The sequence below is a fragment of the Inquilinus sp. KBS0705 genome (assembly GCA_005938025.2).
GTDB lineage: Bacteria > Bacteroidota > Bacteroidia > Sphingobacteriales > Sphingobacteriaceae > Mucilaginibacter.
The window spans coordinates 352484-377507 of record VCCI02000002.1; the positions used below are offsets into that span (position 1 = coordinate 352484).

Genomic DNA, 25024 nt, shown 5'->3' on the forward strand with positions numbered 1-25024 from the left:
TGACATTTTCATTTTAATATTAACCATCAATCTGTTAAAACACTAATTTCGCATTAATGGGAAATACAGCAGAAGAATTCCTGGTAGCTTCAGAAGCTAAAGCCTTTGATATGGACCACCGCCATATTATCAATTATAACATTGATAAGTATGATACGGCTGTAGATCGTGGCCTGTCGAGGATGATCAATCTTGACAATGCTAAAAAGCGCGGGCATGCCATTAAGTGGAAGGTGATGGAAAATCTGGATAAGTTTTTACCCGAGTTTGAAGCCAACTTTCAAAAACGCGGTGGGAAGGTAATTTGGGCCAATGATGCAGAAGAGGCGAACCGTGAGATACTGAATATCATTAATAAAGCAGGTGCCAAAACGGTTATCAAATCAAAATCAATGGCAACCGAAGAAATTCACCTGAACGAGTTTTTAGAGAATCACCATATCGAATCGTTGGAGAGCGACCTGGGCGAATACATTGTTCAGTTACTTGGCCAAAGGCCGTACCATATAGTTACCCCGGCAATGCACCTGTCTAAAGAAGACATTGCCAAACTGTTTAATGAGCGCTTTGGAACGCCGATAGATGCCACTCCCGAACAGTTAACTCAAAAAGCTCGCGAGATACTAAGGGATAAATACCTGCAGGCCGACATAGGCATTACAGGAGCCAACTTTATTATTGCCGATACCGGAAGCATTGCCATTACCGAAAACGAGGGCAACGCGCGCCTTACAACCTCGTTCCCTAAAATACAGATATCTATTGTGGGGATAGAAAAGGTGATACCATCGCTAATGGACCTTGACCTGTTTTGGCCAATGCTGGCTACCCATGGCACAGGGCAAAACCTAACCGTATACAATACCATATTAAGCGGCCCAAGGCAAACAAACGAAACCGACGGCCCGGAAGAAATGTATGTGGTGTTATTAGATAATGGCCGCACCAACCTGCTTGCCCAAAAAGAGCAGCGCCAAGGTTTATACTGCATACGTTGCGGGGCCTGTTTAAACGTGTGCCCGGTTTATAAAAACATTGGAGGCCATACTTACGAAACTACCTATAGCGGCCCTATAGGCTCAATAATTACCCCGCACATGCGCGGTATGGAAGAGTTTAAGCACTTAAGCTATGCATCAAGCTTATGCGGTAAATGTACCGAGGTTTGCCCGGTAAAAATTGACATACACAAAATGCTGCTGCTAAACCGCCGCGATGCGGTTACAGAAAATGTAGTTACCACCAAAGAAAAATGGGGCTGGGCACTGTGGAAAAAAGGCATGTTGAAACGAAACATGACAGACTTTTTTGGCGGCAAGATGAAGAATACCTTTATGCGGATGTTCTTTAAAAGATCGTGGGGCAACTTGCGCGATATGCCCGAAGTTGCCGAAAAATCGTTTAGCCAAAAGTGGAAAGAGCAGCACACGCAACCCAAAGACAGTTTATAGCAAGCGATGGATATAAAAGAACAGATTGTAAGGGAATATATAGAGGCTTACAACAACTTTGACATAGATGGGATGCTTATTAACCTGGGGCCGCTTGTAAAGTTTGAAAACATAGCGGGCGGTAAAGTTAACATGACCCTTTTGGGCTTACCAGAATTTAAGGCGCAGGCCGAACAGGCTAAAAACTTGTTTAGTACCCGTAAGCAAACCATAACCGCGTTGCATTATAATGCGCAGCAAGTGGAAGTTGATATAGATTACTACGGTGTATTGGCTGTTGACCTGCCAAACGGAATGAAAAAAGGAGATGAACTTAACCTGACCGGGAAGTCGGTTTTCGTGTTTGAGGGCGAAACCATTACTGCTATAACAGATATAAGCTAAACATGCGTAAAATTATTTTAAACCTGGCGGTAAGCCTTGACGGCTTTATTGAGGGGCCAAACGGCGAGTATGATTGGTGCCTTACCGACCAGGATTATGGCATGGATGCTTTTTTTGAAAATTGCGACACCATATTTATTGGCCGTAAAAGTTATGAGCTGATAAGTACTGATACCAGCATATTCCCTGTTGAGCAGATATATGTTTTTTCGGATACGCTGCCCGAAGAGCAAGGCATGAATGTATCGGTAGTAAAATCATACGAGTTTGACGACACGGTTGAGCGGGTGATGAACGAACCCGGCAAAAACATATGGCTTTTTGGCGGCGCAGAATTGCTATCGGCTTTTTTAAATAAGAATTTAATAGGCGAAATGATCCTGTCTATCCACCCCATACTTTTAGGTGCCGGCAAAAACCTGTTTAAAAACTTAAATGACCGGGTCGAGCTGATATTTATCAGCCAGCAAACTTATTCGAGCGGCTTACTACAGGCTAAATATGCCCTTAAGCCTAAGTTTGATATGGATATGCTGGCTAAGCTATAGCATGTTAGTGCTTATCGCCAAAACCAAACTCTTTGTAGGTATTTGGCTCATCGTTACTGTTGGTAAAAGCAAAGGTGTAGGTAGCACACCATGTTTCGTAATCGGCCGCCTTGTCGGTTGATGGTTGTATCCGCGCAACGCGCAGCATATAAATACCATCGCGGCTTAAGTTAAAATATATTTTTCCTAAAGCGTCTGTGGTCAGTTTTTGAGGATAAACATTCCCGGCCTCTGTTTTAATATAAAGGTACATCGGCGCGTTTGGTAATGGCTTACCCTTAAAATTTACAAGGGCGGTAATATCGCCGCCGTAGCTTTGCTTGTATGGGTTCTGTTTAAGCGTTATCTCCAGCTCGTTATTTAAAACCTTTTCGTAAAGATTACCTGTAGGGTCATCAACGGTAACCAGGGTTTTTAAAAATTTCGTGTACTTTTCGGTGTACTTTAACCTGTTCGAGTTTTTTAAGGGCTCGGCAATATCATCATAACCCTGCTCGGTAAGGTAAGTGATAAAATCTTCGCCGGGTATATCGTTCAGTTCTTTGGTATTCATTTCTACCAAAGCTAAACCCTTGTTAAGCATATTGTAATTTACAACCGGGCTAGTATTGTCTTTTGTTATTTTACTTAAATCCGCTTTCTTTGAACCTTCGTATAAGTTGAATACAGAAGTTTGTGCTAAATTGTAACCGCTTTCTTCGCCGGAAGTAATTTTGTCTCCTTCTAATAAATGTACGTTTAGCTTACCGCCTTTATGTAGGTAAAAGCTGCCTGGCAACAGGTAATAATCGGGCGTAAAGGCAAGGGTAGCAATTATTACAAGCGTAAGAAAAGTTTTAACGTACGGGTTTCTCATAGTAAATAACAGTAATGTTCAAACATACAAAGTTTTAAAAACTTCTTAGCTTTACAACGTGATTTTCGACAGGAAAAGTATTGATAATGACGGTTTGGTGAATTTCTATAAGAAATTGCTCCTACCCCGCCTTGTCGAAGAAAAAATGCTGATACTGCTGCGCCAGGGCCGTATTGGCAAGTGGTTTTCGGGTATTGGGCAAGAGGCAATTGCCGTTGGCAGCACCATGGCCATGGCCGCAGATGAGTATATTTTACCCATGCACCGCAACCTTGGTGTATTTACCGCGCGCAACATCCCTATATCGCGTTTAATGGCCCAATGGCAGGGTAAGGCATCGGGTTTTACCCGCGGCAGAGATCGGTCCTTCCATTTTGGCACCCAGGATTATAAGATAATAGGGATGATATCTCACCTTGGCCCGCAATTGGCCCTTGCCGATGGCATTGCCCTTGCCGATAAATTACGCGGCGATAAAAAGGTAACCCTTGTATTTACAGGCGAAGGCGCTACAAGCGAGGGCGATTTTCATGAAGCGCTTAATATTGCAGCGGTATGGGACCTGCCGGTTATCTTTTTAATAGAAAATAATGGCTACGGCTTATCTACCCCAACAAACGAACAATACCGTTGCGCATCGTTAGTTGACAAGGCCATTGGTTATGGCATTGAAGGTCGAAAGATCGACGGTAATAATATATTAGATGTTTACAATACCATCAGCTTATTGGCAAAGGATATGCGCCAAAGGCCGAGGCCGGTGTTAATAGAGTGCATGACTTTTAGGATGCGCGGGCACGAAGAAGCATCGGGCACAAAGTATGTACCCCCGCACTTGTTTGAGGAGTGGAAAAACAAAGACCCGCTTGATAACTTTGAAAGGTTTTTATTAGAACAGCAAGTGCTGCGCCCCGAGTGGGTGCCCTATTTAAAGAACGAGTTTACCAGCCTGATAGATGTAGAAATAGAAAAGGTTTTTAAAGAGCCTGATATAGTTCCGCATGTGGCTACCGAGGTAAACAGCATGTACAGGCTGCATAGTTTACCGGCTTATATCCCGTCAGAGCAAAGCACCGATAAAAGATACATAGATGCCATAAGCGATGGCTTGCGCCAAAGCATGCGCAAGTACGATAACCTTGTAATAATGGGCCAGGATATTGCCGAATATGGCGGCGCATTTAAAATAACGCAAGGCTTTTTAGAGGAGTTTGGTAAAGACAGGGTACGCAACACCCCCATTTGCGAATCGGGGGTTATAGGTGCGGCCATGGGCCTTGCCCTTAACGGTTACAAAGCCATAGTTGAAATGCAGTTTGCCGATTTTGTAACCTGCGGCTTTAATCAGGTGGTAAATAACCTGGCCAAAACCTACTACCGATGGGGGCAAACGGTAGATGTTGTTATACGGATGCCAACAGGTGCCGGTACCGGTGCAGGGCCATTCCACTCGCAAAGCAACGAGGCCTGGTTTACTAAAACACCGGGGTTAAAAGTAGTTTATCCTGCTTTCCCTGATGATGCTAAGGGCTTAATGATGGCCGCCGCGGATGACCCTAACCCGGTTATATTTTTTGAGCATAAATATTTGTACCGCAGCATAGCGGGCAATGTACCCGAGGGTGACCATTACGTAGAAATTGGCAAGGCAAAAATAGTTCGCGAGGGTACTAAGGCCAGTATCATTACCTTTGGTCTGGGCGTACATTGGGCTATAGAGTATGCCGATAACCACCCCGATCAGTCTATCGAAATATTAGACCTGCGCAGTCTGCAGCCATGGGATAAGGAAGCGGTGGTAAATACGGTAAAGAAAACATCGAAAGTATTGGTGCTGCACGAAGATACCATGACCAGCGGCTTTGGCGGCGAGATAGCCGCTTACATAGGCGAGCATTGCTTTAAACACCTGGATGCCCCGGTAATGCGCTGCGCCAGTTTAGATACCGCTATCCCCATGAATAAAGCACTGGAGGACCAGTTTTTAGCCAAAGCCCGTTTAGAGGAAACTATGGCCAAACTGCTAAAATTTTAATCCTGCAACAACTCCACCTCTGCAACGGGGCTAAACAGGTATACCCTTTTGCTGCTTACCTCAATACATTTATAGCGTTTGCGCAGCTTTTCCTCTTTACGAAAAACGCGGCCGTCCTTAAGCTTAAATAGGGCCTTTAGCGGCAGCTTCTCTACCGTGTGCACAGATTCCTTCGGCGCGTCATATTTACGCAGTGAGCGGTACAGGGTGAGGTCTGAGCAGCTGGAGGCGGCGGGGTTGTTCAGGTAATTGGTAATGGCTTGCTTTACATCCGGCGGAAAAACATCTTTTTCAAAAAAAGGTTGCATCATCTTTTTAAAATTCGTCTTCCACTCGGTGCCATGCGGCTTGGCTTTTTGCTTATGCTCGTTCCAGGTATGCAGGTGTGCAAACTCGTGTACGGTGGTTACTAAAAAAGCATAGGGGTTAAGGTCGAAGTTTACAGATATGCGGTGCCCTTTGCCATCATATGGTGCGCGGTAGTCGCCAAACTTGGTGCCGCGGTTGCGCGATATTTTAAACTCGCACTTAAAGTAATCTATCCAGCGGCCAATAAGCGGGGCCGCACCAGGCGGAAGATATTTTTCGAGAACTTTTACTTTATCCAATTTTTACCTCTGTATCAAAGATAGGAGTTTTGAGCCGAATGCTAAAGAACACGGCAGTATGCTTGGTCAGTAACAAGTAAAAGGTTTAACTACTTCAACAGGTGATATACCAAAAATGATGCGCCGTAGGCCAGAACCGTCATGTAAGCAAACTGGGCTGCAGGCCAGCGCCAGTCTTTGGTTTCGCGGTATACCACGGCAACGGTGCTGGCGCATTGCATGGCAAAGGCATAAAACATCATTAGCGAAAAGGCCACGGCTAACGTAAACACAGGCTGCCCGGTATCAGGATTTTTAGCATGGCGCATTTTGTCTTGCACCGAGTCTATTTTATCAGCATCGCCCTCTACGCTGTAAATGGTAGCCATGGTGCCTACAAATACCTCGCGGGCGGCAAAAGAGGTGATCAATGCTATACCTATTTTCCAGTCGAAACCGATTGGTTTTATCACCGGCTCAATTACGTGCCCTAATACACCGGCATATGAATTCTCTAATTTTTCGGACGATATCACCCGTTTAAGGCTATCGGGTTTCATGCTTTGCGCGTATTGCGGCTGGCTGTATTTTTGGTCTATTTTTTGGAAACGGTTACCCGGCCCGTATGATGACAGCACCCAAAGTATTACCGATACTGCTATGATAACCTTGCCAGCCTCTAACACAAATGTTTTGGCCCTATCGTACATCGAAAATAGCACATTGTTCCAGCGGGGCATGCGGTAAACCGGCAGCTCCATTATAAAATAGCCTCGTTCGCGCGCTTTTAAAACAAACTTCATTACGTAGGCCACCAGTACTGCCGATACTAAGCTTAACACGTACATGCCTGTTAATGCCAGGCCCTGCAAATTAAAAATAAACCATACATTTTTGTTGGGCACTACCAGGGCAATCAACAAGGTATAAACAGGTAAACGGGCCGAGCAGGTAACCAGCGGGGTAACCATAATGGTTATCATCCTGTCCTTCCAGTTCTCGATGGTGCGGGTACTCATAATTGATGGTACGGCACAGGCAAAGCCGCCTATTAAAGGCACCACAGATTTGCCGTTAAGCCCAACCTTGCGCATTATCTTATCCATCATAAACGTTACGCGCGACATGTAGCCGGTATCTTCCAGGATGGATATAAACGCAAACAGGATGGCTATTTGCGGGATAAATACCATTACCCCGCTAAGGCCCGCAACAACGCCGTCTATCAGCAGGTCGGCCAATGGGCCGGCAGGCAATATATGCCTTAAGCCACCTTCCGCCCAAACAAACAGATCTTCGATAAGCGACATAGGGTAAGCCGACCAGGCAAATATTGACTGGAACATAAACAATAGGATACCCATAAAAATGATAAAGCCAAATACCCGGTGGGTAAGTATCTTATCTATCTTATTGCTGTGGCTTTCGTCATAAGCGGTTTGGGGGGTTTTAACGGTGTCGTATAAAAGGTCGTTTATATAATTATAGCGGGCTATGGTTTCGGCCCCTTGTGCTTTTTGCGAATGGAAGGAGAATTGTTGTTCCAAATCCTCTATACGGTCGCTTTCTGCAGGGGTTAAAAACTTTAAAGTTTCGTGCTGGTGGGCCAGTTGCAGGGCCAGGTAAGGGACATCAATATTATTTTCCTTGCTTATGGCATCAACCATTTCGGGCGCTATGGCACGCACGTCAATGCTTTCTTGTTGCAGGGCAAATTTGTTGGCGTATGATATGGCCGTTTTCAATTCGGCTATGCCCTGTAGCTTACGGGCGGCAATAGGTACAATGGGTACACCCAATTTTTCGGCCAATAGGTTGATGTCTATTTTTATGCCCGCCTTTTTTGATAGGTCTATCATGTTTAGGGCCACAACTACCGGTATCTTTAAATCGGCAACCTGGGTATATAATAAAAGGTTACGTTTTAAATTGGTGGCATCTAAAATTACCACCACCAGGTCGGGCTTAAGTTCGCCGCCTTTTTCGGCCAGTACCGAAAACACGATGGATTCGTCTTTACTTTTTGGGTATAAGCTGTAAGTACCCGGAAGATCTATTATTTCGGCACCGCGGCCATCGGGCAGTTGGGTGTAGCCTATTTTTTTATCAACAGTAACCCCCGGAAAATTTCCTATTTTTTGGTTTAAACCGGTTAGTGCATTAAAGAGCGTTGATTTACCGGTGTTGGGATTGCCTACAAGCGCTACTCTGATGTCAGCTTTCAATGTTTAGTAAACTACTGCAAAATTATAGTCGAAGCTTCGAATTTACGAAGGCTTAACTGATAACCCGAAACATGAATGGCAATAGGATCGCCCATGGGCGCTATACGCGAAACTTTAATTTGCTCGCCCGGAAGGCAACCCATTTCCATTAACTTAACAGACATTTCCAGGTCAGAAAATTCCTTAACAATACCAGTTTCTCCTACTTCGAGTTGTGAAAGCGTTGTTTGCATATACAAATGTATGGTTATTTGTATTAAATCCAAATAAGAAGTAGCGCAGTTTTGTAAATTTTTTGTCTAAAAATTTTAATGCAGCTAATTAGCCGTAAAAAGCTGGTAACAAGGGCTTTTTACCCTGCATAGTTCCACTAAAATCTAACGCTATTTTGCTCCCGAAAAGGCATGGGTAGAAACCGTTTTGCTAAAATGGGGGCAATTACAATCTTTTTTAAATAAACCGCATGATGACGCAGCTATGGCGACTGATACGCAAAAGAGGAAAAGTTTAACTTTTTTCATGGTTAACAGCATAAGCGGTAACTATTACACTAAAAATTCCCATACAGGCACCTATGGTATCGGCAAAAAGGTCGGCCCCATCCGCGCTTCGCCAGGGCAAATAATTTTGTATAGCCTCTATTAAAGCACCAAAGCTAATAAGTACAATAGTGTTTTTAACGGCTATCTCTATACGTATGGTTCGGGTATGCCATTTACGTATACTGCCGGCGCAATACAAAACAGCTAAAACAAAAAACAGCCCGCAATGTACCAGCTTATCAAAACCCGCAAAAAACAGAGGGCCTTTATCAACCCCTCCCAGCGGAATTACACATATTATTAAAATAAAGCAGGCCCACAAAAATGCAGGCCCGTAATATTTAAAAGTCATCTTCATTTTTTATTGGCCAATTACAGCTTTGTAATCATCAGCAGATAATAGGGCTTCTGCATCAGCAGCGTCTTTAAGGCTTATTTTTACCATCCATCCATCGCCATATGGGTCAGAGTTTACCAGCTCGGGTTGGCTATCCAACAACGAGTTAATTTCTAAGATGGTGCCATCAAGCGGCATAAACAGGTCCGATACGGTTTTCACAGCTTCAACAGTTCCAAAAACTTCTTCTTTAGCTACATCCTGCCCAACGGTGTTAATGTCTATATAAACAATATCACCTAACTCGCCTTGTGCAAACTCGGTAATGCCAATAAAGGCTTCGTTGCCTTCAACACGAATCCATTCGTGGTCTTTTGTATATTTTAATTCTGCAGGAAATGTCATGATGTAAATTTTATGTGCCCAAAAATAATAAAATTTAAGGTATAACAATATGCATAAAAATTTAAACCGGCCTATAATACGGCCCGATGCAAACCTTGTGTACGAAATTATGTTAACTATAAGAACAAAAAAACCTATAAAATGAAAAAATTTAGTTTAATGGCAATGATAGCGCTTGCAGCGTGTTCATTCCAGGCATGTAACAACGCCTCAAAAGACAGTAAAGAAACAGCCGATAGCGTAAACGCTGTAAAAGACACCACTACCAACGGATCGACAGGTATTGCTGTTGATGAAATGGACGCCAAGTTTGCAACCGATGCTGCTAACGCAGGTATGGCCGAAGTTGCTGCCGGTAAATTAGCTTCAGAAAAAGCAACCAATGCACAGGTTAAAGATTTTGCTAATATGATGGTGATGGACCATACCAAAGCAAATGAAGAATTAATGGCTATAGCCAAGACCAAAAATATTACCCTGCCAACCGCGCCCGATGCCGATCATCAAAAAATGTTGACAGATCTTTCTGCAAAATCAGGTGCCGAGTTTGATAAAGCATATGTTGATGCAATGGTTAACGGTCACAAAAAAGTAGCATCGATGTTAGAAGATGCATCTAAAAAATGTAAAGATAGCGAGCTGATGGCTTTTGCTACCAAAACATTGCCTACCGTTAAAGCGCACCTTGCAAAAATTGAGGCTATACAAGCCGGCATGAAATAAGCCTGGCCTGCATTTGATATTTAAAAGGGAAGGGCTGCGGCTTGTCCCTTTTTTATTTTTTTAAATTTATGGCGATGTTTATTATTATGATAATTTTACCAATATGTCAGCACCTATTATAACCGGCTTAATGGCCTACGGAATGTCGGGCCGTATTTTTCACGCGCCATTTATACATAGTAACCCGGCATTCCAGCTTAAGGCTGTGGTGGAGCGGAACGAGAAAAAGGCAGGCAAGGTTTATCCGGATATTATCAGCTACAACAGCATCGACGATTTGCTTAACGACGAAACGATAGAGCTGATAATTGTTAACACGCCAAACAACACCCACCTTGATTATGCCATCAGGGCTATGCAGGCCGGCAAACATGTACTGCTCGAAAAACCGGCTGCTGCAACCAGTGCCGAAGTAAAGCAGCTATTTGATGTGGGCCGGCAGCTGAAAAAGCACGTAATGATATACCAAAACCGCCGGTACGATAGCGGTTTTTTATCAACCAAAGCTGTAATTGAAAGCGGCCGCCTGGGTACACCAATAGAGGTGATATTTAGAATGGACCGGTATAAAGCCGCGATAGGCCCGAAAGGCTTTAAGGAGTCGAAAGATATCCCCGCAAACGGCCTGGTGTACGACCTTGGCCCGCATTTAATAGATAATGCCATTAGCTTGTTTGGCAGGCCGCTGTCTTTCACAAAAACTACTGGCATATACCGCGAGGGATCGGAGGTGCCCGATTATTTCCATTTTCATTTAACGTATCCTAACCAACTGAACGTGTTTTTAACATCGGGCTTGCAAATAGCAGGTGAATATCCCGGCTTTATAGTAAACGGTACACTGGGCAGCTTTATAAAAAACCGCACAGATGTACAGGAGGGCCAATTAGACAAAGGGATGATGCCTACTGATAATGGCTATGGCGTAGAGCCTGCCGGCAACGAGGGTACGTTAATAACCGTTGGTGCCGATAATCAAAAACAAACCGAGTTAGTGCCATCAAGCAAGGGTGATTACTCGGAAATATTTGATGCCGTTTATCATACAATCCGGAATAATGCGTTATTCCCTGTAACAGAAGAACATATTGCCTGGCAGCTTGAAATGCTGGAGGCTTAACAATTACCGTAATGGTTACTTTAAAACATATGAAAAGATTAGTATTTGCCCTTGGCCTTATCATTTTTGCAAGCTGCTCAAGAGCGCAGACATACACCCCACCACCGGTTATTGCACCCTATAAAATGCTGAAACTGGATAATACCTACACTACGCCGGCAGATCTTAAGAAGGATAAGCCCGTAATGCTGATATACTTTGCACCCGATTGCAGCCATTGCCAAAAGCTGATATACGATATGAAGCCGGTAATGAACAGCTTTAAAGATATACAGGTAGTGATGATAACCTTTGCCGATATAAGAATGGTAAAAACTTTTAACGATGACTACAAACTATCTGATTATCCCAATTTTACTTTAGGCACCGAAGGATATACTTACAAAGTACAAAGGTACTACAACTTACAAACCACCCCCTACATTGCCATATACGACAAAAAGGGCAACCTGGTAAAGGCCTTTGAAAAGGTACCTAAGATACCTGAACTGGTAGCCACGGTTAAAAAAGTTTAAAGATATGCGGTTAGCATTTAACCTGCCCGATGGCCAAGAGTCATCGGGTTTTTTGTGCTCATAAATTTGCTGCCTGCTCGACCGCACTCTATCACCCGGCATATACAAAAGTCGGCAACAAATTTTAATATTGTTGTGACACTGTTTTGTCACTAAGTTAAAAATGCGCCGGCCATGGCAAATGCAAAATAAATTCCATTTATATGCCAGATTATTTTATATTAGTGATGACCACCCAACGAAAAAAAAAGAAAATCCTACACAGGGAGCTGCAATATTTCGCAAAAATCTGCAAAAATTTACCTTAGGTGTGAAATGAGCCCATCACCACTCGGATGGATAACAAAAAAGGGCCGTCATCCGGCCCTTTCTGATCATATTTTGTAATACTAAATTTTATAATTATTCGCCGCCGGTATGGTCGTGCGCATGCTCTTCTCTAAATAGTTTCGCACTAAAAAAGTCGTTGTTCATGCGGGCAATGTTGTTTAAAGTTATCTCTTTAGGGCATTCTGCTTCGCAGGCGCCGGTATTGGTACAGTTACCAAAGCCTTCCTTATCCATTTGGGCAACCATGGCCTGTACACGGCTATAACGCTCGGGCTGGCCTTGTGGTAACAAGCTTAGCTGGGTTATCTTAGCCGAGGTAAACAGCATTGCCGATGCGTTTTTACAAGCAGCAACACAAGCCCCGCAACCTATACAGGTAGCCGAGTTAAATGCCTCATCAGCAATAACTTTGGGTATGGGTATTACGTTGGCATCGGGTACACCGCCGGTGTTAATAGATATAAATCCACCCGCCTGTTGTATACGGTCGAAAGCAGAACGATCGGTAGCCAGATCCTTCACTACCGGGAAAGCCGCCGAGCGCCATGGCTCGATAGTAATGGTTTGGCCATCGCTAAAGCTACGCATGTGCAACTGGCATGTGGTAATAGCCCTTTTAGGCCCGTGCGGCCTGCCATTGATGTATAATGAGCACGACCCGCAGATACCTTCGCGGCAATCGTGGTCAAAGTAAATAGGCTCATCACCGTTAATAGCCAGGCTTTCATTCACAACGTCCAGCATTTCAAGAAAAGACATATCAGGCGAAATGTTTTCGGCCTTATAAGTCACAAACTTGCCTGATGTTTGTGTGTTTTTTTGGCGCCATACTTTCAGCGTCAGGTTCATATTTCCGCTCATTATCTTTGCGTTTTTGAGTTGCAGGCTTTGATAATGAGTATGTTACACATTGCTCATTATCAAAGCACACTACTATTTATAACTACGTTGTGTTAACTTAACATTTTCAAATACAAGCTCTTCTTTGTGCAACACTTCGGGTTGGTTTTCACCTTTAAACTCCCATGCCGCAACAAAAGCAAAGTTCTCGTCGTCGCGCAATGCCTCACCCTCTTCGGTTTGCGACTCAAGGCGGAAGTGGCCACCACACGATTCGCGGCGCATTAAGGCGTCGTCTATCATTAGTTCGCCAAGCTCTATAAAATCGGCAACCCGGCCCGCTCTTTCAAGCGATGCGTTTATTTCCTCGTTCCCGCCGGTTACCAGTGCATTTTTCCAAAAATCGGCCTTTAACGCTTGTATCAAGCCTTTTGCTTTGGTCAATCCTTCTTCGGTACGTGCCATACCGCAATACTCCCAAATGATATGGCCTAATTCGCGGTGATATTCGTTAACGGTTTTGGTGCCCTTTAAAGCAAGCAATTTATTAACGTATGCAATAACATCCTGCTTGGTTTGCTCAAATGCAGGGTGGTTCTTATCAACCGGTTTTGGACCAATGGTAGCGAGGTAGTCTCCTAAAGTATAAGGGATAACAAAGTATCCATCGGCTAAACCCTGCATTAATGCTGATGCACCTAAGCGGTTTGCACCGTGGTCGCTAAAATTACATTCGCCCATGGCATATAAACCCGGTACGTTAGTACTTAAGTTATAATCAACCCAAAGGCCACCCATTGTATAGTGTACTGCAGGATAGATACGCATTGGCTGTTTATACGGGTTTTCATCAGTTATTTGATAATACATATCAAACAGGTTGCCGTACTTAGCTCTAACGGTATCTTCGCCTAAGCGCTCAATCGCTTCAGCAAAATCAAGGAATACCGCAAACCCCGAACCCCCAACACCCTTACCTTCGTCTACCATCTCTTTGGCGTTACGTGAAGCAACGTCGCGAGGCACAAGGTTTCCGAATGATGGGTATTTACGTTCTAAGAAGTAATCGCGCTCGTCTTCTTTTACCTGGGCGGCTGTGATCTCCTTTTTGCGGAGCTTCTCTGCAACTTCCTTAGTTTTTGGTGCCCAAACACGGCCATCGTTACGCAACGATTCTGACATCAGCGTAAGCTTACTTTGATGGTCGCCGGTTACCGGTATACAGGTTGGGTGTATTTGTGTATAGCATGGGTTGGCAAAGTATGCGCCGCGTTTGTGCGCGCGCCATGCTGCCGTTACGTTTGATCCAATTGCGTTTGTTGACAGGTAAAACACGTTTCCGTAACCGCCTGTGGCTAATAAAACCGCATGGCCTGCATGGGTTTCAATTTCGCCGGTCATCATGTTACGGGTAACAATACCTTTGGCCTGGCCGTCAACAATAACAACGTCGAGCATTTCGGTACGGGTGTACATTTTTACCTTACCCAGGTTTATTTGGCGGTTTAAAGCCGAATAAGCACCTAACAAAAGTTGCTGCCCTGTTTGGCCACGTGCATAAAATGTACGCGAAACCTGCGAACCACCGAAAGAACGGTTATCTAATAAACCGCCATACTCGCGGGCAAAAGGAACACCTTGTGCAACACACTGGTCAATGATATTTACTGACACTTCGGCTAGGCGATAAACGTTGCCTTCGCGGGCGCGGTAATCGCCACCTTTAATGGTATCATAAAATAAGCGATAAACACTATCGCCATCGTTTTGGTAGTTTTTTGCAGCATTAATACCGCCTTGTGCAGCAATAGAGTGTGCACGGCGCGGGCTATCCTGAAAACAAAATGCTTTAACATTATAACCTAATGCGGCTAATGAAGCAGCCGCCGAAGCGCCCGCTAAACCAGTACCTACAACAATAATATCGTACTTACGCTTATTGGAAGGGTTAACCAGCTTTAAATTAAATTTATGCTTGCTCCATTTTTCGGCTAATGGGCCTTGCGGAATTTTAGCATCTAAACTCATTTTAACTATTATTTAGCGTAAACTTTATAAACTTTTTATGTAATATACTATTGGCATTAACGCGAAACCTACGGGAATAATAACCGCAAATAACCATGTGCCAAAGAAGTAAATGATAGGCTTGTACTTTTTGTGTACCCAGCCCAGTGTATGAAACGCGCTTTGAAAACCATGCAATAAGTGAAAAGATACCGCACCCATTGCAATAACATAAAAAGCAACATACCATAAGTGGCTAAAGCTTGATGTAATACGTGCATGCAAATCTTTTACGCGCATTATCTCAACATCCTTTTCTGTTGTTAAAGAACGCTCAAAGTCAGGGTTCTCGGGCTTAAAGTCGGATACTACCGTTTCGCCGTTTAGCAGGTTAGTGCGGTATTCTTTAAAACCTATGGTGTTGCTATATTTATAGTTATACCAAAAATCGCCCATGTGTATAACGATGAACAAAAACAGAATAGAACCTAAAAGGCCCATGTTTTTTGAAGACCATGAAGCCGGCGATTTTGTTGCAACAGCATAGCCTACAGGCCTTGCCCTGCGGTTTTTAATAGTTAATACCAGCGCATAAATAGAATGTACTATTATAGCCAGGTATAAAAGGTAAGCTATAACCTCTATAGGCGGGAAATGCGTTAAGAAATTAGCATAGGCATTAAAAGAGTAGCCATTATCGTTATTAAACAGTAACAGGTTACCCCCCAGGTGTACAATTAAAAAAGTACACAAAAACAAGCCTGTTAAAGCCATTATCAGCTTTTTTCCCAGTGATGAGTTAAAGGTTTGTTTAAATTCGCTCATTATTGATCAGATTTATTTAGGCAAAAGTATTTATTAAAAGCCAAAAGATATAAATGGTTTCGGCTTAAAGCGCTACAATCCACTATTTAGAAACAGTCTAAGGAATTACACATCTTTATACGTAACAATGATTAAGTATTAGTAGTTTGATCGACAGATAGAATCATAAGCATACTGAGGTACACGAGTATCTAAAAAAGCATTAATTAATTGCTATAACTTTATCTTTTAGTACGCCGAAAACTTTATCTGTTTTGCGGCTTAGTATGGCTACCTTACCGGTAAACTTACCAAACGATGGTAAAATGGCCTGGGCTTTACCAAATGAAAAGCAAGGCAGTGTTATACTTTGTCGGCCCTTGCCGGCTAAATTAATGCCCGGGTGTATATGCCCGCACAAAACATATCCCTCTTGTCGCATATCATCAGGGGCTGTTAGCGGGTGGTGCAGCATCAAAAAAGGGCTTATTAATAATTCATCCTGCACTACTATGTCAATATCGGTATAGTGTTTATCGTGTATAATATCATGGTTCCCCTTTACCAAAACGATCTTTAATTTAGGAAACTGCCTGCGCCACATTACAAACCAATCCCAATCGTTATTCAAATCGCTATGAAAAAGGTCGCCTAAAAAAACAATTGTCTCAGGGCGATATTCATGAATTAGGTCTGATAACACTGCAAGGTCGTCTTGCTCCATATCGCGGGGTATAGCAATACCAGCCTTTCGAAAATGGCCAACTTTGCCTAAATGAACATCTGCTGCTATCAGTGCTTTTTGCTGCTGCCAGTAAATAGCCTTTTGCGGTAGTAATAATAGGTCTTGATCTAAAAAATGGAAAGGGGTGCCGGCACTCATGGTCATATTCGGGGTCAAAGATAATGCATAGGCTTAAAACAAGAAACCCGGCATAAGCCGGGCTTCTTAATAAACAATCACTTATTATAATTACTGTATTTCAAATACGTTACTAAAATTGCCCCCATCAGGATAAACACCTGTAATAATTAAGCGGCCATTTTTTAAGTTGGTAATAACCCTATCCATATCGGCAACACTATTAATAGGCTGCTTATTTATAGATGTTATAACCGAGCCAACTGGAATTTCAGTGTCATCAAAAATTCCACCCGGACGAACCTGGGTAACCAATACACCTGAATTTACATGGAATTTAGCCTTTTGTGTTGCATTTAACGGTTGGAAGCTTGCGCCCATTTTGTTAAACAATTCAGATGCTGATTTTGACACAGCAGCAGTTTTCGCAGCCGGAGCTTCTGCTTTTAACGTTACTTCAAAATTCTTTTCGCTGCCGTTACGTAAAACGGTAATGCTTATTTTATCGCCTGGCTGTAAACGTGCAACACGTTCTTGCAGATCAGATGATTCGTAAACAGTATTCCCTTCCACTTTGGTTATAATATCACCAGTTTTTAAACCGGCTTGTTCGGCACCGCCGCCCGGTACAAGTGAGTTTACATATAAACCGTTTGTTTGATCGCTGTTTACGCTTTTTGCTGCGTCAGGGTCGCTCAGATCTGCGAAGCTTATACCTACATAGCCGCGTTTAACCGCGCCGAATTTTTTAATATCATTTAATACCTTTTTTGCAAGGTTAATAGGGATGGCAAAGCCATATCCTTCGTATGAGCCGGTGTGCGATGCGATAGCTGCGTTAATGCCAATTAGTTCGCCGGCTGAGTTTACCAAAGCGCCACCACTGTTACCAGGGTTAATCGCAGCATCAGTTTGAATAAAAGATTCTATACCTTTCTTTAAAGAAGGCTCTTGCTGCCTAACAGGGAATGGGTTCTCATCATCATCGTCACCACGGTCGATAATACCAATATTACGACCCTTAGCGCTTACGATACCTGCAGTAACGGTTGAGTTTAATTTAAAAGGGTTACCAACCGCTAAAACCCACTCGCCAACACGTACAGCATCCGAATTGCCTAATTTTACAATGGGCAGGTTAGTTGCATTAATTTTAATTAAAGCAAGGTCTGTATTCGGGTCGGTACCTATCACCTTTGCTTCAAAGCTACGGTGGTCGTTGGTTACGATAGTGATTTTTTCGGCCTTGGCAACCACATGGTTATTGGTTACAATGTAACCATCAGGAGAAATGATAACGCCCGAACCTGATGCCATTTGAGGGCCTTGAGGGCGCATGCGCTGGCCAAACATCTGTCCAAACATTTGCTCAAACTGGTCTTGGCTGCCACTTCCTTTTGCCGCATAAGTAGTGCGTATGTAAACTACTGCCGGTGTAACTTCGGCTGCTGCCTGTGTAAAATCAACGGAGCCTGCAGACGACTCCACACGCGCAGGTGCCGGATTATTAGCAAAATATACTTTTTGCTTATCTTCAATACTCATGTTGTCGGCATACTTGTTTTCGGCAAGCTTATATACGCCTAACGCCATGGCACCGCCAACAAAGGCGGTTAATAATGTTAAACCAAATTTTTTCATATTATTTTTCACTTATCTTTTGCTTTGTTTATATAAGGGATTCAAATTTAATACCATATAGACGATATAATCAATAATAAGGTATGTGTAATATTGTTAAAAATTGTTAAATAACCACACGTTGTCTGTTATATTTGTTACCTCATACCTATATACATAGACAACTAAGCCACATAACATATTACAGTGCAAGTAAAATTTTACAAATACCAGGGCGCCGGCAACGATTTTGTTTTGATTGACAACAGGCAAAAACTTGTAAATATGCTTGATAAACAGGCGGTTGCAAAATTATGCGACAGACGTTTCGGTGTAGGGGGCGATGGGCTGATGTTATTGGAGAACGAAGAAAGTTTCGACTTTAAAATGGTTTACTATAATGCTGATGGGAACGAGGGCAGTATGTGTGGTAACGGCGGCCGCTGTATTGTAGCATTTGCCAAACATTTAGGCATTGTAAAAGACGCGACAAAATTTCTGGCTACTGACGGCGTACACCATGCCAAAATTTCAGAAGATGGCAAATGGGTTAGTTTGCAGATGATTGATGTAGCCGATATTAATAAGGATGGCGATGCATATGTTTTAAATACCGGATCGCCACATTATGTTAAACAAACTACCGACCTGGAGATAAAAGATGTTTATAATGAAGGTTATGCTATACGTAATAATGCCACATATAAAACAGACGGCATTAACGTAAACTTTGTAGAAAAAGCAAAAGAGGGCGAGGGATATTTTGTACGTACCTTTGAGCGGGGCGTTGAAAATGAAACCTATGCATGCGGCACTGGCGTTACTGCAGTGGCATTGGCTATGGCTAAACACAATCATCAACACGGAACCATCAACACCCCCATAAAAGTGTTAGGCGGAAACCTAAACATCCGCTTTGACAGTGATGGCGAAAAGTTTAGCAATATCTTTTTAGAAGGACCTGCCGAGCTGGTTTTTGCGGGTGAGATAGTGTTATCATAAAAAATGAAACAATTTAAAATATTTTTAACCTTATTGGTTATTGGGCGGGCTGCTACTGTTAATGCACAGCAAGTAATTGCAAAATTCCGGTCTTTAACATACGTAACTTATGAGATAGCTGGCAAAAAAGCAGTTATAAAAGATATTGTTGAGATTAGTGAGGATGGCAAAGCACGTTGCCGGTCGGTATGGTATAACGGTATTGCTGATACAACCTACCAATTAACGGAGAGTAAACTAAAACAACTTAACAGAGTTTTTAATGGTGCCAAACCATTAAAAAGCTTTATGGAAAGTACCAAGCTCCCCGAGAATGAGCATTTTGCGGGGCCACTTGAATATGTCGTGTATACTAATAACCTTGGAGGTGAGGACCATCTTACAATAGTCAGTCCGTTTATGAATAACGAATTTAACGAAGCGTTAGAGTACTTGGGTATTAATCCTTCTAAAATAAAATACAAAGGCAAAACAATCATAAATCCTGGCTTAGCAAGGCAAATACTTTCTTCTGAAAAACAAGCTACTTATATTCCTAAAATTGAGGAACAACCAACTGTTTTGGAATTGCATTAAATTTTTGACTTCCCGTTGTACTTAGTACAGCACAATGTGTTAATAAATTTTCTAATCAAAATTTTCTAGTGCAAATTTTTTAACCTACGTTTGAATTTTTTGTTGTTGTAGCTTTCATTAATTTTTTATCAGAAATTAATGTTACGCGTAGACAGCAGTAAGCCTTGCCAGATCATTTATGCCATTGCCCGGCACGATTACTTGTCGTACGTTATTGAGCCGCACATTGTTCAGCTAAACCCCAACGGCGAATTTTCCTTTACCCATCAGCGCCTGTTTTCAAATACTGCCGAAGAGTTTTCGCAGTGTATTGACGATACCGACCGTAAACTTATCAAGATACTGGAGGATATAGAGCAAGGCAACATTATTAAAAAGTTCTACAAAAAACCCATACGTCCCTTCGAATTTTTTGCCAAAATATTTAACGATCAGCTTTTTGATACCATCCGCCCCAAGATGGAGAAAAAAATAGCCGAAGCACTGGCATTGTTAGGTAAAAAAGAGATATATGTAATGAGTAAAGAGGGGTATCCAGCAGGCCGTAAAGTGCATATAGCAAGCGAGCCGGCATCGGTACTTTTCCATTTTAGGCGCAACGAGGAAGAGATACGCTATTTCCCTACCATTAAGTACCAGGGTATGCGTATCGAATTTATGTTTAAAAATGCCGAGATCATTAGTAACCACCCGGCCTGGATGCTGTTGGATGACACCTTGTATTATTTTGATAAGGAAATAGAGGGTAAAAAGCTGTTGCCTTTTTTAAATAAGCGGTACATAGCTATCCCAAAATCATCGGAGCAATCTTATTTCGAAAAATTTGTGGCTCCGTTGATAGAAAAGCATAGCGTATATGCCGAAGGGTTTACCATCAACACAGAAAAACACGAAGCCATCCCTGTGTTAAAACCTATTTATGTTGAGGGCGGCACTTCGCAATTACAGCTATATTTTAAATATGCAGGGTACGTTTTCCCGTATGGGGATGGGCGGCATGTATCTGTAAGAATGGAGCGCACAGGCGACGAATATGTATTCCACCGTATTAAACGATCGGTAAGCTGGGAGAAAGGGAAGCTGCAACAACTGGAAGCGATGGGTTTAAAAACTGTTTCTTCATTATTTCAAAATTTGGAAGTTGCAGTCGGAGATGAAGACTCGGATCGCTCTTTTCCGGTATTTGAATGGCTAAACCAGCACCACGATGATTTAGTAAACAATGGGTTTGAAATTGAACAACCCGATGGGCAAAAGCGATATGTTTTCGGTAACACTAAAATAGACTTAGAAATAAGTGAGAATAATGATTGGTTTGATATTAACGCGGTGGTTTACTTTGGGCCCTATCGCATTCCTTTCATTCAGTTAAAAAATCATATACTCAGCCATAAAAAAGAATTTGTACTACCATCAGGCGAGATTGCTGTTATACCCGAACTATGGTTCTCGCAATACGGCAATTTATTACACTTTAGCGAGGGTGGGGATAATATTAAACTGCGCCGGCACCATATAGGTTTGGTAAATGAGTTGCAGGAAGGCGAAATGGCCGAAGTAGCCATGAATAAAAAGCTGCAAAAACTAAGCGACTTTGAAGCGACGGAAGATGTACCAATGCCCTTAAATTTTGCGGGAAGTTTACGCCCTTACCAAAAAGCAGGGTATAATTGGTTCCACTTTTTAAAGGAATACCATTTTGGGGGTTGCCTTGCAGATGATATGGGCTTGGGGAAAACCATACAAACCCTTGCCTTGCTGCAAAAACATAAAGAGGATACCGAAGCACAGGGAAGTAAGGGTACATCGTTGGTAATAATGCCAACCTCGCTTATATATAATTGGCTAAACGAGGCTAAAAAGTTTGCACCGCAATTAAAGCTGATGGTACATACCGGTGCGTTTCGTTACAAGTCGGCAGAGGTATTTAAAAACTATGATGTGGTAATTACAACCTATGGTATTAGCCGTATTGATATTGAAATGTTTAAAGCTTATTATTTTGACTACGTGATATTAGACGAAAGTCAGAATATTAAGAACCCCTCATCAAAATCTTTCCAATCGGTAAGACAATTAAAATCGCGGTTCAAACTCATACTAAGCGGTACACCCGTAGAAAATTCAGTTAACGACTTGTGGACACAAATGTCGTTTATAAACCCCGGCCTACTAGGCACGCAGCAATTCTTCCAAAATGAATTTGTAACCCCTATTGAAAAGAAGAAGGATGAAGATAAGGCCCGCAAGTTGCAGGCAATAATAAAGCCTTTTGTATTACGCCGAACTAAGGAACAGGTAGCAACAGAGTTGCCGCCTAAAACCGAGAACCTGTTTTATTGTAAAATGAGCGAAGAACAGGCCGAGGTGTATGATAAGGTAAAGTCTGAATACCGAAACGAGTTATTGAAAAGTTTGGAGGACGGTACCTATGCTAAAACCCAGATACAGGTTTTACAGGGCTTAATAAAACTAAGGCAAATAGCTAACCACCCATTAATGATAGACCAGGACTATGAGGGAGACTCGGGCAAGTTTGAAGACGTGGTGCATACCTTATCAAACGTGTTGGATGGGGGGCATAAAGTACTGGTATTTTCGCAATTTGTGAAGCAGTTAACTATTTACCGCGAGCATTTTGAAAAGGAAGGCATACCGTATGTTTATTTGGATGGCAGTACCCAAAACCGCGGCGATGTAGTTAAAAAGTTTCAGGAAGATGCTAAGACGAGGGTGTTTTTAATATCAATAAAAGCCGGAGGCGTTGGTTTAAACTTAACCGAAGCCGATTATGTATTTATTTTAGACCCATGGTGGAACCCGGCTGTTGAGCAGCAAGCCATTGACAGAACACACCGTATTGGGCAAACTAAAAATGTGTTTATTTACAAGTTTATCACAAAAGATACGGTAGAAGAAAAGATACTGGCCCTACAGCACCGTAAGTTAAGTGTAGCAAGAGCGTTGATTACTACTGAGGATAGTTTTATCAAATCGTTATCGGCTGATGATATTAAAGAAATATTAGGATAACAATTAAACATCCGCACCTTAACCTTGTTGCGTTTTTTGTAACATTGCAGAAACTTTCCAGTACTTGGCAGCATCTAAAAAAGTCCTATCCTATTTACTTAAGGCGGCTATACTTGTTTTAGCCTATTTATTTATTTATCATCAGTTTTTAAACAAAAACGATAGCCTTAAACAGTTTGAGCATTTAATAGCTCAAATAAAACAGCAGCAGGTAATAATTACACTATCTGCGATGGTAGTACTAATGCTGATAAACTGGTTGCTCGAAAGTTTTAAATGGCAATATCTTTCCAAGCGTTTAAGTCCTATATCGTTGTGGGTAGCTGTCGAGGCTGTTTTTTGTGGGCTTACCTGGGCCATATTTACGCCTAACCGCATTGGTGAATATGGGGGCCGGGTAATGTTTTTACCAAACCGGAAACGGGTGCATGGGGTATTTGCTATGGCGGTTGGTGCTTTCGCGCAAAATGTTATAACCAATGTGGTAGGTGTGTTGGCATCGCTATGGTTTATTTACTTTTTCTTTGAGCTTAACACCTGGCTATATGTGTTGCTCGTAACTGTATCAGCTATATATCTGGGGTTATTCTTGGTTTTTTATTTTAACATACAATGGTTGGTTAACGGGCTAAACCGGGTATCATTTCTTAAAAAGTATCATCGTTTTTTTGATATTATGGGTAGATACAAAACCAAAGAACTTTTGGTAGTTATAGGTTACAGCCTTGCCCGGTTTTTTGTATTCTCATTTCAGTATTATTTAGTTATACATCTGCTATTGCCGCAAGTACCGTTTATATACATGATAATTACCGTGTTTGTATTCATATTTATACAATCAGCGCTGCCATCGCTGGATCTGCTTGATATCGGAGTTCGCAGTTTTACCGCGGCACACTTATTTTTATATATTACCAACCAGCAAATAGCTATAATTGCAGCTGTATCATCCATATGGCTAATTAACCTTATTATTCCGGCAATAATAGGTTCGGCATTTGTATTTAAACTTAAATTTTTTGATCGCACTGCATAGTATTATCTCGTTATTTCTTGCCGGCCTTTACCTGCTGGTAGTAGTCTATCTAATTAAAGGATGGGCGGCATTAAAACGCCCCGATATTACTGGTGCTACCTTTACCACAAAAGTTACCATACTAATTGCCGCACGCAACGAGGAAGAGCTTATACACCTTACCATTAATGATATTATAGCGCAAGACTATCCAAAACATTTAACAGAAGTTATAATAGTTGACGATCATTCCACCGATCGTACTGCAGACATTATTCGCAGTTACGCAGGCCAGGGCGTTAAATTGCTACAGCTAAAGGAAGATGCGGCACTAAATTCCTATAAAAAGAAAGCAATTGCAGAAGCCATAGGGCTTTCGACCGGCGATTTAATGGTAGCTACCGATGCCGATTGCCGCATGGGCACAAAGTGGCTCTCATCAATAGTGGGATATTACGAAACGCACCAGCCGGTAATGATATCATCGCCGGTGACTTACTTTGAAGAAAAGTCGTTGTTTGAGCGCATGCAAACACTTGAATTCTCGTACCTGATAGGTATTGGCGCTTCTTTTATAGGCAACGGGCGTGCCTCAACATGTAACGGCGCCAACCTGGCTTATCGTAAAGATGTTTTTTATGAAGTAGGCGGGTTTAAGGGCATAGACGACCTGGCATCGGGCGATGACGAACTGTTGCTTCAAAAGGTGGCCGTAACTTACCCTAGCCGCATAGGCTTTTTTAAGAGAAGTGAAGCCATTGTTTATACCCATGCAAAACCAACCCTTAGCGATTTTTTACAGCAAAGGCGCAGGTGGGCATCAAAATCAACACGGTATAAAGATAAAAGCGTCGTAGCGCTTGCTGTTTGCATCTGGTTGTTTAACCTTTCGCTACTGATAAACGCCGGGTTAAGCTTTTATGACATCCATTTCTTTAAACTTTTTTTGGTTCAGTTTTGGCTTAAATTTGCATTCGAGGCCGTTTTTTTATACCCCATCATGTCATTTTTCAAGCGCCCCGCATTGTTGGGTTTGCTAATACTGCTTGCACCCTTGCACATCATATATTTTGTGTATGTCGGCTTAATGGGTAATACCCGCAAATATGCCTGGAAGGGGCGCGTGGTACGATAGTGTATTCGTGGTTTAAAATAAATGCGCCCGGCTGCAATTTATAAACAGAATTATTATTTATTTTAGGCTGCC

23 protein-coding genes are annotated in these 25024 nt (G+C 42.4%); 12 read left to right on the forward strand and 11 right to left on the reverse strand.

All coding sequences use genetic code 11. From position 1 onward, the window contains the following. Positions 1-56 precede the first annotated feature (56 nt). From FFF34_013000 to FFF34_013010, 3 genes are read left to right on the forward strand one after another with little or no spacing between them, the layout of a single operon-like run. Positions 57-1451: an iron-sulfur cluster-binding protein gene (locus FFF34_013000; protein ID TSD64812.1), complete on the forward strand. Its 1395-nt coding sequence runs from the start codon at positions 57-59 to the stop codon at positions 1449-1451. Positions 1452-1457: 6 nt separating this feature from the next. Further along, the gene (locus FFF34_013005) at positions 1458-1835 is read left to right on the forward strand and encodes a nuclear transport factor 2 family protein (protein TSD64813.1); all 378 of its coding nucleotides are present in this window, start codon (positions 1458-1460) and stop codon (positions 1833-1835) included. A gap of 2 nt (positions 1836-1837) precedes the next feature. Further along, entirely contained in the window at positions 1838-2383 is a 546-nt protein-coding gene (locus FFF34_013010; protein TSD64814.1) for a dihydrofolate reductase, read from the forward strand. Positions 2384-2387: 4 nt separating this feature from the next. Here the strand turns inward: FFF34_013010 and FFF34_013015 are convergent, their stop codons facing one another. After that, positions 2388-3239 (reverse strand): DUF4198 domain-containing protein, encoded by an 852-nt coding sequence (locus tag FFF34_013015; GenBank protein TSD64815.1) that lies wholly within the window; start codon positions 3237-3239, stop codon positions 2388-2390. 58 nt (positions 3240-3297) lie between these two features. Between FFF34_013015 and FFF34_013020 the strand changes: the two genes are divergently transcribed. Continuing rightward, a complete protein-coding gene (locus FFF34_013020) occupies positions 3298-5274 on the forward strand; it encodes a dehydrogenase (protein TSD64816.1) in 1977 nt (658 codons plus the stop codon). Here the strand turns inward: FFF34_013020 and FFF34_013025 are convergent. From FFF34_013025 to gcvH, 5 genes are all read right to left on the reverse strand, one after another. Continuing rightward, positions 5271-5882, reverse strand: a complete 612-nt coding sequence (locus FFF34_013025; protein TSD64817.1) for a SprT family zinc-dependent metalloprotease — start codon at positions 5880-5882, stop codon at positions 5271-5273. The genes FFF34_013020 and FFF34_013025 overlap by 4 nt on opposite strands. 89 nt (positions 5883-5971) lie before the next feature. Beyond that, entirely contained in the window at positions 5972-8086 is a 2115-nt protein-coding gene (gene feoB / locus FFF34_013030) for a ferrous iron transport protein B (protein ID TSD64818.1), read from the reverse strand. Between the two features lie 11 nt (positions 8087-8097). Continuing rightward, positions 8098-8319, reverse strand: coding sequence for a ferrous iron transport protein A (locus tag FFF34_013035; GenBank protein TSD64819.1), 222 nt, complete (start codon positions 8317-8319; stop codon positions 8098-8100). Positions 8320-8593: 274 nt separating this feature from the next. Further along, a complete protein-coding gene (locus FFF34_013040; GenBank protein ID TSD64820.1) occupies positions 8594-8986 on the reverse strand; it encodes a glycine cleavage system protein H in 393 nt (130 codons plus the stop codon). A 3-nt stretch (positions 8987-8989) separates the two neighbouring features. Further along, positions 8990-9370: a glycine cleavage system protein GcvH gene (gene gcvH, locus FFF34_013045; GenBank protein TSD64821.1), complete on the reverse strand. Its 381-nt coding sequence runs from the start codon at positions 9368-9370 to the stop codon at positions 8990-8992. Positions 9371-9511: 141 nt separating this feature from the next. Here gcvH and FFF34_013050 point away from each other — a divergent pair, with 141 nt between their 5' ends. The 3 genes from FFF34_013050 to FFF34_013060 all read left to right on the forward strand — a co-directional run bounded on the left by FFF34_013050 (position 9512) and on the right by FFF34_013060 (position 11728). Next, the gene (locus tag FFF34_013050) at positions 9512-10093 is read left to right on the forward strand and encodes a DUF4142 domain-containing protein (protein TSD64822.1); all 582 of its coding nucleotides are present in this window, start codon (positions 9512-9514) and stop codon (positions 10091-10093) included. Between the two features lie 103 nt (positions 10094-10196). Continuing rightward, positions 10197-11213 carry an oxidoreductase gene (locus FFF34_013055; protein TSD64823.1) on the forward strand — a complete coding sequence of 339 codons (1017 nt, stop codon included), beginning with the start codon at positions 10197-10199 and terminating at the stop codon, positions 11211-11213. 11 nt (positions 11214-11224) lie between these two features. After that, the gene (locus FFF34_013060) at positions 11225-11728 is read left to right on the forward strand and encodes a thioredoxin family protein (GenBank protein ID TSD64824.1); all 504 of its coding nucleotides are present in this window, start codon (positions 11225-11227) and stop codon (positions 11726-11728) included. Between the two features lie 402 nt (positions 11729-12130). Here FFF34_013060 and FFF34_013065 read toward each other — a convergent pair whose 3' ends face one another. The 5 genes from FFF34_013065 to FFF34_013085 form a co-directional block, all read right to left on the reverse strand. Further along, on the reverse strand, positions 12131-12922 hold the full coding sequence (locus FFF34_013065) for a succinate dehydrogenase/fumarate reductase iron-sulfur subunit (protein ID TSD64825.1): 792 nt from the start codon (positions 12920-12922) through the stop codon (positions 12131-12133). A 69-nt stretch (positions 12923-12991) separates the two neighbouring features. Beyond that, positions 12992-14926 (reverse strand): fumarate reductase/succinate dehydrogenase flavoprotein subunit, encoded by a 1935-nt coding sequence (locus FFF34_013070; GenBank protein ID TSD64826.1) that lies wholly within the window; start codon positions 14924-14926, stop codon positions 12992-12994. A gap of 24 nt (positions 14927-14950) precedes the next feature. Further along, a complete protein-coding gene (locus tag FFF34_013075; protein ID TSD64827.1) occupies positions 14951-15730 on the reverse strand; it encodes a succinate dehydrogenase cytochrome b subunit in 780 nt (259 codons plus the stop codon). 202 nt (positions 15731-15932) lie between these two features. Beyond that, positions 15933-16592, reverse strand: coding sequence for a ligase-associated DNA damage response endonuclease PdeM (pdeM, locus tag FFF34_013080; GenBank protein TSD64828.1), 660 nt, complete (start codon positions 16590-16592; stop codon positions 15933-15935). 90 nt (positions 16593-16682) lie between these two features. Beyond that, complete coding sequence (locus FFF34_013085; GenBank protein ID TSD64829.1) at positions 16683-18224, reverse strand: Do family serine endopeptidase; 1542 nt, start codon at positions 18222-18224, stop codon at positions 16683-16685. Positions 18225-18392: 168 nt separating this feature from the next. Between FFF34_013085 and FFF34_013090 the strand changes: the two genes are divergently transcribed. From FFF34_013090 to FFF34_013110, 5 genes are all read left to right on the forward strand, one after another. Further along, positions 18393-19193 carry a diaminopimelate epimerase gene (locus FFF34_013090; GenBank protein ID TSD64830.1) on the forward strand — a complete coding sequence of 267 codons (801 nt, stop codon included), beginning with the start codon at positions 18393-18395 and terminating at the stop codon, positions 19191-19193. Positions 19194-19196: 3 nt separating this feature from the next. After that, the gene (locus FFF34_013095) at positions 19197-19769 is read left to right on the forward strand and encodes a hypothetical protein (GenBank protein ID TSD64831.1); all 573 of its coding nucleotides are present in this window, start codon (positions 19197-19199) and stop codon (positions 19767-19769) included. Positions 19770-19907: 138 nt separating this feature from the next. Then, complete coding sequence (locus tag FFF34_013100) at positions 19908-22802, forward strand: DEAD/DEAH box helicase (protein ID TSD64832.1); 2895 nt, start codon at positions 19908-19910, stop codon at positions 22800-22802. Positions 22803-22866: 64 nt separating this feature from the next. Then, entirely contained in the window at positions 22867-23838 is a 972-nt protein-coding gene (locus FFF34_013105; GenBank protein TSD64833.1) for a hypothetical protein, read from the forward strand. Beyond that, complete coding sequence (locus tag FFF34_013110; GenBank protein TSD64834.1) at positions 23822-24952, forward strand: glycosyltransferase; 1131 nt, start codon at positions 23822-23824, stop codon at positions 24950-24952. The genes FFF34_013105 and FFF34_013110 overlap by 17 nt, the downstream gene beginning before the upstream one ends. The last annotated feature ends 72 nt before the right edge of the window (positions 24953-25024 follow it).